Annotated in this window: 8 protein-coding genes and 4 pseudogenes; 7 read left to right on the plus strand and 5 right to left on the minus strand. The window is 35.6% G+C overall.

Translation table 11 applies throughout. From position 1 onward, the window contains the following. Position 1 precedes the first annotated feature (1 nt). The 3 genes from ybaL to ACFIJ0_RS02090 form a co-directional block, all read right to left on the minus strand. Complete coding sequence (gene ybaL, locus ACFIJ0_RS02080; RefSeq protein WP_375622675.1) at positions 2-1,753, minus strand: YbaL family putative K(+) efflux transporter; 1,752 nt, start codon at positions 1,751-1,753, stop codon at positions 2-4. Positions 1,754-1,852: 99 nt separating this feature from the next. Further along, positions 1,853-4,366 carry a protein translocase subunit SecD gene (gene secD, locus ACFIJ0_RS02085; RefSeq protein ID WP_375622673.1) on the minus strand — a complete coding sequence of 838 codons (2,514 nt, stop codon included), beginning with the start codon at positions 4,364-4,366 and terminating at the stop codon, positions 1,853-1,855. 91 nt (positions 4,367-4,457) lie between these two features. Next, entirely contained in the window at positions 4,458-4,835 is a 378-nt protein-coding gene (locus ACFIJ0_RS02090) for a hypothetical protein (protein WP_375622671.1), read from the minus strand. A 180-nt stretch (positions 4,836-5,015) separates the two neighbouring features. Between ACFIJ0_RS02090 and ACFIJ0_RS02095 the strand changes: the two genes are divergently transcribed. From ACFIJ0_RS02095 to ACFIJ0_RS02105, 3 genes are all read left to right on the plus strand, one after another. Further along, positions 5,016-7,406: a mechanosensitive ion channel domain-containing protein gene (locus tag ACFIJ0_RS02095; protein ID WP_375644177.1), complete on the plus strand. Its 2,391-nt coding sequence runs from the start codon at positions 5,016-5,018 to the stop codon at positions 7,404-7,406. After that, positions 7,400-7,672, plus strand: a complete 273-nt coding sequence (locus tag ACFIJ0_RS02100; protein WP_375622667.1) for a hypothetical protein — start codon at positions 7,400-7,402, stop codon at positions 7,670-7,672. The genes ACFIJ0_RS02095 and ACFIJ0_RS02100 overlap by 7 nt, the downstream gene beginning before the upstream one ends. A gap of 561 nt (positions 7,673-8,233) precedes the next feature. Continuing rightward, complete coding sequence (locus ACFIJ0_RS02105) at positions 8,234-9,166, plus strand: outer membrane protein (protein WP_375622666.1); 933 nt, start codon at positions 8,234-8,236, stop codon at positions 9,164-9,166. Positions 9,167-9,498: 332 nt separating this feature from the next. Here ACFIJ0_RS02105 and ACFIJ0_RS02110 read toward each other — a convergent pair. After that, positions 9,499-9,903 (minus strand): annotated as a pseudogene (locus tag ACFIJ0_RS02110) (hypothetical protein); the annotation flags it as partial. A gap of 158 nt (positions 9,904-10,061) precedes the next feature. Between ACFIJ0_RS02110 and ACFIJ0_RS02115 the strand changes: the two are divergent. After that, a pseudogene (locus ACFIJ0_RS02115) lies at positions 10,062-10,160 on the plus strand (hypothetical protein); the annotation flags it as partial. Positions 10,161-10,229: 69 nt separating this feature from the next. Next, complete coding sequence (locus ACFIJ0_RS02120; protein ID WP_375622767.1) at positions 10,230-10,535, plus strand: BrnA antitoxin family protein; 306 nt, start codon at positions 10,230-10,232, stop codon at positions 10,533-10,535. 51 nt (positions 10,536-10,586) lie between these two features. Here the strand turns inward: ACFIJ0_RS02120 and ACFIJ0_RS02125 are convergent. After that, positions 10,587-11,103, minus strand: a pseudogene (locus tag ACFIJ0_RS02125) (antA/AntB antirepressor family protein). Positions 11,104-11,188: 85 nt separating this feature from the next. Between ACFIJ0_RS02125 and ACFIJ0_RS02130 the strand changes: the two are divergent. Next, positions 11,189-11,323 carry an ERF family protein gene (locus tag ACFIJ0_RS02130; protein WP_375644199.1) on the plus strand — a complete coding sequence of 45 codons (135 nt, stop codon included), beginning with the start codon at positions 11,189-11,191 and terminating at the stop codon, positions 11,321-11,323. Between the two features lie 197 nt (positions 11,324-11,520). Then, positions 11,521-11,835: pseudogene (locus tag ACFIJ0_RS02135) on the plus strand (lambda exonuclease family protein); the annotation flags it as partial.

Consider the following 11,835-nt stretch of genomic DNA (forward strand, 5'->3'; position numbering starts at 1 on the left):
TTTATGTTTTCTGTAAATTTTCATGATTGAGCATATTCTTTACAGATCTTCGTTCCGTTATATACTCCATAATGCCATTGGCAATTTCTTCGTCATCCGTTACTACAACATCAGCACCTAAATCAATGAGATATGCTGTTTCTGTGTCGGATAATGCATGGGTGATTATCTGGATATCTTTCTTCATATCACGTATATTCACGATACATTCTCCTACTTCAATGGTACTTCGCATTGTAATAACAACTTTATGTGCATTATTTATATTTGCTGCGTTCATTATTTCTTTTTGAATGATATTGCCGCAAATAGCCTCAAAGCCATCTGCAATCGCTTTATCAGAGAGGCGTTTTGATTCTTCTACGATCACTATAGGTTTACCTCTATTTATTAAAGATAATGCAACACACTTACCGATACGACCATAGCCAATAATTACGATATGGTTATTTTTTAAGGTTATCGGTAAAAAATCTTGGTCAGGATCTTGTGGATCAATATCAATAATTGTTTGGGTATTTTGTGAAGATGCAGAATTTTTTTCTAGACGTTTTTTAATTTTATTACAGGCAATGAAAACAAGAGGATTGAGCAAAATAGAAAAAATTGCTCCTCCAAGAATTAAATCATGAGCGTCATTGTTTAAAAGTCCTAAGCTTAAACTTAAACCAGCAAGAATAAAGGAAAATTCTCCGATTTGGGCAAGGCTTGCAGAAATAGTCAAAGCTGTTGCATTAGAATAGCGAAAAGCCTTAACGATGAAAAAAGCAACAGCAGATTTTCCGATTACGATAATGAATAAGGTTGCTAAGAGAGGGAAGAAATGGGTTAAGAGTTTCTCCGGGTCAAATAACATGCCTACAGAAACAAAAAAGAGAACAGAAAAGGCATCGCGCAGTGGTAAAGATTCTTCCGCGGCACGGTGGCTTAATTCTGATTCGCTCATGACCATACCAGCAAAAAAAGCACCAAGAGAAAGAGAAACACCAAATAAATGAGCGGCTCCGAAAGCTACTCCTAATGCAATAGCAAAGACACTAAGACGAAATAATTCACGTGATCCCGATTGTGCGCTCATTTTTAAAAGCCATGGGATAACGCGTCGCCCAATGACAAGCATAAGTGCAATAAATACAATCACTTTCAGGATGGTAAGACCAAAAATACCCAAAATACTTAAATCCAACCATTGAACAAGAGGATCCAACGCTTCTTTTTTGGTATTGCTGAGGGCACTTGCCAAGGAAGGGATGAGGACAAGTATAAGGACCATTGCTAAATCCTCAATAATCAACCATCCAACGGCAATGCGTCCTTTTTCTGTTTCAATAAGATGACGCTCTTGCAAAGCACGTAGCAGGATAACAGTACTTGCTATGGATAAAGCAAGCCCGAAGATCACACTACCACTAAAGCCCCATCCCATAATCAGACCAAGGCACAAACCTAGAGAGGTAGAAAATGCCATTTGTGCAATAGCAGCGGGGACAGCAATAGCTTTGACAGATAAAAGATCTTTTAATGAAAAGTGGAGTCCAACACCAAACATCAGCAAAATAATACCAATTTCAGCAAGTTGATTAATGATGACGGAATCTATTTTAAATCCGCCTGTATTAGGTCCCACAATAACACCAGCTAACAAATAGCCTACAAGTGGTGAAATACGCAAACGGCTAGCAATCATTCCTAGGAAAAATGCTAAACATAAACCTGCAACAATAGTTGTGATAAGTGGTGTGTCGTGGAGCATAGATTATTTACTATTCTTAATCAAAAAGCGAATGAATGAAAATGACTATATTTCTATAAGAAGAGAGGCGAAATGTATCATACGTATTAAAGGGCATTTTTATTTCACTTTGGTATTTGCACGATTATTTCGCTCACGCCACCAAGTTCCTAGCAGGAGTAAAATAGGAGCAGCAATAAAGATAGAGGATGATGTTGCAATAATAATCCCAAAAACCATGGGCAATGCAAAATTATGAACAGCACTTCCACCCCATATCGCCATGGGGAGCATAGCAAGAATTGTTGTGGCTGATGTAAAAAAACAACGTACAAGAACCTGATTAATGGACAGATCAATCAGCTCGCGCAACGGCATTTTTTTATAAAGACGCATATTTTCGCGCATCCTATCATAAACGACAACTTTATCATTTATAGAATATCCAACAATTGTTAAGAGCGCAGCGATAGCCGTTAAATTAAAATCAAATTGAAATAAAGCAAAAAAGCCAATCATTTTTGTGGTATCTAGAATAAGAGTGACAATTGCTCCAATGGCAAAGAACCACTCGAAGCGTAACCATATATAGAGAGACATGGCAATAGCTGCAAGAATAACAGCAGTAAAAGCAGCTGTGGCAAGCTCGCCTGAAATTTTGGGACCAACAACTTCTATTTGATCGAATATGGTATCGGGATAGATATTTTGTACAGCTGCTTTGACCTTATCAATGGCGGTGGTTTGTTGTGCTTCGCTACCGCTTTGTTTCTGCATGCGAATTAATACAGTGTTTTCGTTATCAATATTTTGCAAGGAAACTTCACCAATATTAAGAGTAGAAAGCTTGGAACGCAGAGCTGCTAAATCTGCGGGTGCTTTCGTGGTAATACTCATTTGGCTTCCGCCAATGAAATCAATTCCGAAATTCAATCCAGGCTTAAAAAAGAGAAAAACTGAAGCCATTGATAAAACAATTGAGACGCCAATACCAATGAAGCGTGCTTTCATAAAGTGGAAAGTTGTGTTTTGTGGCATGATTTTGAAAGCAGAGTGAATATGCAATTGTTTAATTCTCCATTTACGAACGATCCAAATCATGATGATGCGTACAATGGTGATATTTGTAAACATGGAGATGATAATACCAAGCAACATTGTTACGGCAAAACCACGAACGGGACCGGTACCGAACCAAAACAGTAAGACAGTCGCTATAATTGCCGTAACATTTGCATCAACAATGGTTGCAAAAGCGTGTTTAAATCCACGATCTAAGGCTGCAAAAGCACTCACACCTTTTCGACTTTCTTCACGGATACGTTCATTGATGAGAATATTAGCATCAACGGCAATACCGATGCCTAAAATAATACCAGCAATACCAGGTAGCGTAAGCGTAGCTCCCAAAAGACTCAGTGCAGCAAATGTTAAAATCGTGTGTAGAGCTAGTGCTATATTGGCAATTAACCCCCAAATACGGTAGAGAAGAAAAATAAAAATTGCAACAAAAATAAAGCCAATTATGCCGGTGTAAAGTCCCATTTGGATGGCATCAGCACCAAGATTTGGACCTACGGTTCTCTCTTCAATGACCGTGAGTGGTGCGGGGAGGGAACCAGCACGAAGCAGAGCAGCCAGAGTTGAGGCTTCTTTGGGGTCAAAGTTTCCTGTAATTTGACCTTGTCCATTGGGAATGACACTATTTATGGTAGGAGCGGTTAAAACCTTATTATCCAGAACAATGGCAAAAGGACGGTTAATATTTTGTCGTGTTATATCGGCAAATATTTTTGCACCAGCGGAATCTAGAGTAAATGAAATAATGGAACGTCCTGGTATTTGCGGGTCAAAACCTGCACGGGCATCTTTCAGGACATTTCCATCTAAAGCGATTTGATCATAAATTGCATAATGTTGTGTTGCATCAGTATATCCAGGGAGAATAGAAACGCCTATAGGGGGATTATTGGGGTCCACATTAGAAGGAACAAGATGAAAACTCATCTTAGCTGTTGTTCCTAAAAGATCACGCAGTTGTTTTGGATCTTGTAGTCCAGGCAATTGGACCATAATACGATCATTTCCGATCTTTTGGATGGCTGGTTCTGAAACACCAACTTGATCTATACGGCGACGGATGATTTCTAAGCTTTGTTCAATAGCATTGCTTATACGGTCTTTTATACCAGCTTCCGTTAATGTGATGCGGAGAGTTTCATTTTGAGCACTGATCGTGATGTTATGTTCTGTTGTGCCAAAGCTACTGTGTATGGGGTTTATTAATGTTTTCAAAGCAGAGAGTGCTTTTTCAGTTTGCGATGGATCAGAAATAAGGGCAATAACGCTATCTTCAACGATACGCACACTTGAGGTGCGGATTTGTTTTTCACGCAATGTATTGCGTACGCTGCTTAAAACTATGTGTAACTGATCGCGTTTTAGCGTTTTGCTATCAACCTCGAGCAGGAGAGAAGAGCCTCCTTGAAGGTCAAGACCAAGTGCTACACGGGTGTCGGGTAGGAATTTCGAGTTTTTAACTTGTTCGTGTGAAAATAAATTGGGTAAGGCAACATAAATGCTGCTTAAAAGAATAAAACAATAAAGGGTAGTTAACCAACCAGGTGTACGCATGATATATTCCGCTAATAGGCAATTTAACAGTTATTCAAGGTTAAAAGCACAAGTAAAATAAGATGATCAATTTATAATTCAAAGAAGAAAATTAAGTTTGTTCATTGGGAGGAGCGCGTTTATTTGAGAAATATTGCGTTTTAACGTTACGAAATCGTGTGTCAATAGCTAGAATCTTTATTAAAAAGAAATCCAATGTTAGAATTTTTTGAAAGGCTCTCATAAAAATAAATTCTGTGTAGAGTGTTACAAGTTTTTTATTTTCAATTGTGGTAACATTCAACTGATCACACTTATTGTGTAAATCAAATCTATTCGTTTTAATGATATTATTGGTGTGTGATTGTTTGATTAAATAAGTACGCGTTCCTAGGTTGCTCGTCAAAAATACACCTAAACTGGATAGAAAAATCCAAGTTGTCAAAGGAAGAAACTTTTCTTTTTTGCAATAGAGGTGCAAAAAACACATGCTAGAGTGCCTTCTTTAATCTTATTGAGTTCAGCTTATTTATTATCCTTTTCTCTTATTATCAGTATTATAGGATAAGGGAAAGCTTTTATAAGATTATTCTACAAAAGTTGAAAATATCTGCTTTATACCATATTAAAGAGAAGGAAATAAAATCCTTTTTGTGCGCATAAGGTAGATATGTATTCATTTTGTAGAAAAAACATCCACATACTTTTCCTTCTTTTGGGGATTATCTTTGTATTTCATTCTAGTGCATGGGGGAATAGGGGGGCACAAAATACAATTGTCGAACAAACAATAGCTTCTTATTCAGTTGATGAAATTATTCAACAACAACAGTTGATTATTGAGACTCTTGAAGAAGATACTAAAACTTTAAAAAGAGATTTTGACAGACAGTCAGAAGATCATCGTGCTTTAGAAAAATTGCGGTTACGTGCACAAGATATCAGTGAACGTGCTATTGAGGCAGCATTTGTTTTGCGTCCTCCTCTTAATGAGATTAGTACACTTCTTGATCGATTAACGGAGCTCCATCGTGACGTAAAAAAACTGAAAAGCTCAGTGAAGGAATATTCTTACCTGATAGAGCAAAAAGCTAAAATTAACAGTATCATGCTTCGTTTTGAAGCAATTTTCGTAGCGGCAAATAGAATAGCTGAACTTTCTATTTTTCAATCTCAGGAGTTTTTTAAACGCACACTTACGTATAGGCTTAAGTTTTCGATTCCGATGCTTAAACATCTGGGACAAAAAACAAAAGAGGCTTCATCAGATTTTCTTTTGTTATTAGATTCTTGGTGGAATTTTATATTTTATTTCAAGTTGTTACAACTATTTCTTTCCTTTTTAATACCACTTTTTATTACTTTGGGTCTTTCGTATTTTTCTCGAAAAGTTCTTGTTCATGTTGATTGCTACTTTAGGAAGTCTAATGAGGAAATATCTTATTTACAACGCTTATTGATCGCCTTTATTTCAGTTCTCTTACCTTCGCTTGTATGTACTCTTTGCGTTTATCTTGTGTTGTTTTTGTTTCGTAATTTTAATTTAGATCTAGGTAAGCTTACAACAGTTTTTGATATGATAGGTTATCAAATTATTTTAGTATTTTTAATCAATCGCTTAGCGATTGTTCTTTTATCATTGAATATGCCCCATGTGCGTCTTCTCAGTATTGCACCGTCGTCTGCATATCAATTAGTGATTTTACTCACTTCTTTAGGAGGTGTTTTGGCATTTGACGCTGTTCTTGATAGTATTTATCAAATCATTTCAGCGCCTCTATCTCTGACAATTGCTAAAAGTTTTATTGCTGTTTTTCTTGTAGCGATATTGCTGTTTATAATATCACTTGTACCTTTGCGGTTTAGGCGTAGGCGTTTTCAAGGAGAAAAAAAAGAGCCATACTTTTGGCCATTTTATATACGCATTCCTCTTATTTGCTTGGGATTACTGCTCTTTGTGTTGAATTTTTTGGGCTATGTTGGTCTTGCACATTTTATTATGAAGCAAAGTATGATTGGTGGAGCATTTTTAGTTCTTATGTATTTAGGAATACAAAGCGCTCAAGCAATTGGAACTAAAGGCCAATTTATGAAAACAACGGTTGGTCATCTTTTGATGCAGAGGTTTCATTTAGAAGAAAAAACGATGAATCAATTGGGAGTTTTTGTGAGCGTTTTTCTCAATTTATTTGTTGTTGTATTTTTTGTTGTTGTATTTTGTGTAATGCCAATTGCTGTACAATTTGGATTTTCCTATTCTGATTTGAAAGCAGTATTGTGGCAATTGGTTACCGGTTTTCAGATTGGAAATATTACTCTTTCTTTGATTTCTCTTGTAACAGGAATTATTTCTTTTTGTGTTTGCTGGTTTCTTATTCGCCGATTTATTGGTTGGTTAGATAGTGTGGTGTTGGTTCATGGAGAGTTCGATTCTGGTATACGTAATTCTATCAAAACAGTGATAAGTTATGGAGGCGTTGTTGTGTCTGCTTTGACGGGATTGTCAATGGCAGGTTTGGATCTTAGAAATTTCGCTCTTATTGCTGGAGGACTTTCGCTTGGTATAGGTTTTGGTTTACAGAATATTGTCCAAAACTTTGTCTCTGGACTTATTATTTTAGTTGGAAGACCATTTAAAATAGGAGACTATATAGAATCTGGATCAGTAGGTGGTGTTGTTAAGCGTATTAGTGTGCGTGCAACGGAACTTGAGACCATTCAGTGTAAGACGATTATTATTCCCAATTCAAGCCTTATTAATAACAACGTTAGTAATTGGACTAGACGGAATAAAGTAGGACGAATTGATATACCAGTTACTGTATCATCTAAAGTTGCTCCAGAGCATGTTGCTGAAATTTTGTTGGAGATTGCTTTTGCGACAGAAGGCGTTTTAAAAAATCCTATTCCGCAGGTGAGTTTTACGGCATTTGATTGTAAGAGTTTTTCCTTTAATTTAGCTATTTATGTGCCTAATATTACCTCACCTTCTCATGTAACCAATGCTCTTCGATTTATTTTATATAAGCGTTTTGCTGAGGAAGGAATATTAGAATGCTGAAATATATTTATGCTTTGATTACGGTTATTCTGTTAAGTATTTTTACCATAACAGCTTTTGCCGCAACAGTGAAGAATACAGATTTAAAGGTACAATCTCTCGTTGTTGTCGAGGGAAGTATACCTTCAAAATTTTTTTTAAATACTCATCAAACGATTATAATTTGTATGAAGGGATGTTTTATAACTTTTCCTAATAAAGACCGTTTTGCAATAAAGGCAGATGATAATATAGAAATCAGTAGGGAAAGAGCAATTTTTAAATAAAATGATTGAGAACTTTTGTTTGGAGACAAGATTTAGAACGATAATGATATTGTCGTATTAATAATCTCATCTTTTAGAAAATGGTAGAAAAAAGGTATAATTTTAATATAAAATAGGTGTAATTTTTTATACTATGTAGAATCTACATTATGCATTTTGGATGTAAGAACATTGAGGTATTTATAATATTTTTAATGAATATCGATTTTTTAAAAATAATTACATCATTTTTAGAATTTTTCTCATAAAAAAAGGCATAAAATATACTATTTCATGATTTTTTGCGGTAGTTGTAATACAAAATGTTTTATATTTTTTTCTTTAAAAAAACATAAGAGATATTTTATTAAATATTTATTATTTGAAGTATTCATTATTTTAATATTTTAAAATTTATTTGATAATATTAATTTTTGATGTAATGATATACTAATATAGTGATAGATTTAAATGTAACTATAAAGGAGTATATGTGATTTTGCGGCATAAGATTTTATAAAACTTTGTTTTTCTAAATGTAATTTTTGATTATATTTAAATTTAGCAATGGGGTATAATTTTATGAATACAAAATTTATAACAGCATCTGTTTTTTCGTTAATTTCACCTTCTATAGTACAGGCTGCAGATGTGGTGGCTCATGAAGAGCCAGTACATGTTACTTCAAAAATTGTTGCTTCTTCACCTTTTTCTTGGGGAGGTGTTTATTTTGGGGGGCAAGTTGGTGGCTTTTCAAGTAAGATTTCTGCAATAACGCGTGATGTTAATATTCCTCTCTATCCTGATGAGGAGAGTAAAAGTAAACCATGGGTACCTATTGAGAAACAGTATATACCTGAGCTTTCTGGATTTATAGGTGGTTTTTATGCAGGTGTTAATTTTGATCTCGGTAATAATTTTATTGTGGGGATTGATACGGATATGCTTTTAACGGAAAAAAAGGATACAAAAACAAAATTTCAGGCTGATGAATCGAATGCTGGTGGTCCTGATACTCGTGGATTGGGCACTGAAGGATCGGGTACTGATACTGAAGAATTAGGTAGAGAAGAAAAAAGTCTAAAAAAGGCAAAACTTGTTAGGAGACAGGGTAGAGGCTTTTCTCGCTCTGTTTCAGAGGATAAAGAAGAGAAAGACAGTTTAACTTTTAATCATACGTTAAAACAAAAATGGACAGGTGCTACACGGGGGCGTGTTGGGTTTTCTGCGGGGCGTGTAATGCCTTATATTGCTGGTGGTGTTGCTTATGGACAGTTTCAAGATATTTTGTCGATAGTAATTACGGGAGGTGAGCCCTTTAATAGGACATCGGATGCAACAAAAACGATGATTGGTTATACTCTCGGTGGTGGTGTTGATTTTGCAATGACAGATCATCTTGTTGTGCGTGCGGAATATCGTTATTCAGATTTTGGTAAAAAGAAATTTAAAGATGAGATTGAAGTTAAGTATAAGACGAATGATTTTCGCGCAGGAATAGCTTACAAATTCTAGTTTTGTAGGATAAAGGAGCTTAAATTTAAGAGGTCCTATTTCTTTGATAGGGCCTTTATTTTTTTAATATTACGCATTGTAAATGCTATGTTATGGTGAAGAAAGGTTCTTTGACTTTGAGTGATGATGAGGATATAAGAAAGAATTATTGAAATTCTTAATTGTTAAGAATGAAAATTCTTTGGTTCACAAGGTATAGTTGAAATATTTATTTGCAAAGAAGGAATGATTCGTTTTTTGTATTATTACGATTATCACATGATAATACCGTTATAGCGTTAAAAAAGTAAACTTAAAGATAGTTTTTCTATCTAACCAATTAGAAACTAAAGAAAATTCAACATGGCATCACGGTGCGTTCTGCTAAATTCATGGGTTGCTTTCTTTACTTCTCATGGTTAACAGTTGTTTCGTGTAGTCGTTCATGGGCAATCTTTTCGCTTTTAAGCGCAACTTGCATCCGCTCTAGTTTTATCTTGTATTCATTAGCTCCATCTATGGAGACTTGTTTTATCTTTGTCTGCGGTTGTCTATCAGTCACTAAAAGTGAAGCAGGGCGCTTTGTTGGATTCTCATTCCAGATGGCCGTTGCAACAGCTTCATTGATAGAACAATCTTCAAAAAGAGCCTCATCAAATTTACCTATTTTTAATCGTGAAACAACTGTATTTAGGAGAGACGCGCATCTTTTTCGCAAACGCATGAATCGATATGCCCTGCCGTTCTTGTTTATTCATAGTTTCTCTATTTTGAATGGTTTGTGCGAATTATTGTACACTTTAATTTTATTGACGGTGTTATATTTTTCGTGTACATAAAATGTATAAAGATAGTGTAGTATGAACCAAAAAGAGCTTTAAACATTGATAAACATAAGCCTGATTTTGCTGATGTTATTTACTTTTACTGGGAACATACTCTTATTGATGCAACACATTCAAACCGCATGAAGGCTATTGGACATTTTGCTGATGGCATAATAGTTGTTGTTTTTGCAAAGCTTGGCAATGAAGCGCTATCCATTATCAGTTTTCGTCAAGCGAATAAGAAAGAGAGGTTTTCAATGACTATCAAAAAAACCTTTGAAACAGGATGTGGCTACACAAAAGAAGATTGGAACTCTGTGGATTCCTCACCACTAACAGATGAAGAACTTGCACATCTAAAGCCAGCTAAAGAAGTTTTACCTGCTTCTTTTTTTAAATATGTAGCACAAGAACGCCGCAAACGTGGGCGTCCACCAGTTAAATCTCCCAAACAGGCGGTTACTCTACGTCTTGACCCAAACGTTATTGCCTCTTTTAAGAAACAGGGAAAAGACTGGCGCATGCGTATGGGGGAAGTCTTAAAAAAAGCAAGCGGTTGCTAAACAAAATCACTTCCCATTTTTGAGAAAGGGGAGGAGATTTCTGTTTTTTATTTATACAGCTTTCATGACAGATCTTTCTAAGACCTGTTTTGCTTCTTTAATGAGAGCTTTATAATGTTCAAGTTCTTTTTAGAGTCCATTTGCATCTAACAAACACCTCATCATCAACCCTAAGATTTCTCCAACACTGGCAGTTTTTTTTAAGACTCATAAGAAAATAATTCATAATCAACAGATTAGCTTTTCAACTTTTTCTCGCATTCAATAAAATAGCGATGTGCTTGACGTCCTTTCTCATTGCGTTCAACCATTGAGAGCTCTTTTGCCATATTCTAATGTAAGGTAATAATTAATTGCTGTAATAGCTCTAGCTTTTGCGCTTCCCACGCAAACCTTGTGTTTTTATGAAATCTTTTCCTTCTTAAAATTCATACTGATTAATACGATCTGTAATCCAAGTAGCAAAACGTTTTCCTATTTTCAAAAATGTATGCAACTCGCGTGTGTTTACTGTTTGAACAGCTTTCTGATCAATAACCTGTTCTCTAATTTCTATAAGATTGTTCATAAAGAACTCCTTGTGGTTAGATGTTTTTGATTGACACTAAATAAAAAGAATATTTCCTTTTGACGCTACAGGTAGCAAAAATAACATACAAGCGGTTGGTTCTACTCTCACCTACGCACGTAGATATCTCTTAGGCATGCTTCTTAATGTCGCAAGAAAAGAAGACGATACAGATGGCAACACGTTTCTTTCAGGTATCTCTCCTGAAAAGATGAATTAAATCAGAGAATTAATAGAGTAGACACAATCTGAAGAAAGTAAGCTACCCTCTTTCATAGGAGTAAAAAATCTAACACACATGTCTTATAAACAAGTCGAAACCACTTTGTTTTCTTTGAAAAAAAAAGCAACGCTCGCAAATGAATAAAGCACAACAATAGTAACAAACGGCGGTGTGAGATGGAACAAAGGACAGCAGAATGCTTAAAAGGGGAAATAAGCCAATCTTATACAACACCTGCTATGCAATGGGGCATTGAACATGAAGAGAATGCCTTGAGAGAATATGAATTCATTTATGACGCAGAAGTCACAAGATGCGGGTTTATCCCACACCCAAAAATGAAAATGGCTGGTGCTAGTCCTGATGGGTTCATTGGAGAGAACGGTTTAATTGAAGTCAAATGTCCACAATCAACCACGCATTTGCGCTTCTTTATGTATGACGAAATTAAACCTGAATATCACGCACAGATGCAATTCCAAATGGCATGCACAGGACGCAAATGGTGT

It is taken from the genome of Bartonella sp. OC68QHHN, from assembly GCF_042193875.1.
GTDB lineage: Bacteria > Pseudomonadota > Alphaproteobacteria > Rhizobiales > Rhizobiaceae > Bartonella > Bartonella grahamii_A.

Excerpts from the sequence above, each read along its gene's own strand:
- ACFIJ0_RS02120 (WP_375622767.1), top strand. The coding sequence starts at position 10,230 with ATGACTATCAAAAAAACCTTTGAAACAGGATGTGGCTACACAAAAGAA.
- ACFIJ0_RS02090 (WP_375622671.1), bottom strand. The coding sequence starts at position 4,835 with ATGTGTTTTTTGCACCTCTATTGCAAAAAAGAAAAGTTTCTTCCTTTG.
- ybaL (WP_375622675.1), bottom strand. The coding sequence starts at position 1,753 with ATGCTCCACGACACACCACTTATCACAACTATTGTTGCAGGTTTATGT.
- ACFIJ0_RS02095 (WP_375644177.1), top strand. The coding sequence starts at position 5,016 with ATGTATTCATTTTGTAGAAAAAACATCCACATACTTTTCCTTCTTTTG.
- ACFIJ0_RS02100 (WP_375622667.1), top strand. The coding sequence starts at position 7,400 with ATGCTGAAATATATTTATGCTTTGATTACGGTTATTCTGTTAAGTATT.
- ACFIJ0_RS02105 (WP_375622666.1), top strand. The coding sequence starts at position 8,234 with ATGAATACAAAATTTATAACAGCATCTGTTTTTTCGTTAATTTCACCT.
- secD (WP_375622673.1), bottom strand. The coding sequence starts at position 4,366 with ATGCGTACACCTGGTTGGTTAACTACCCTTTATTGTTTTATTCTTTTA.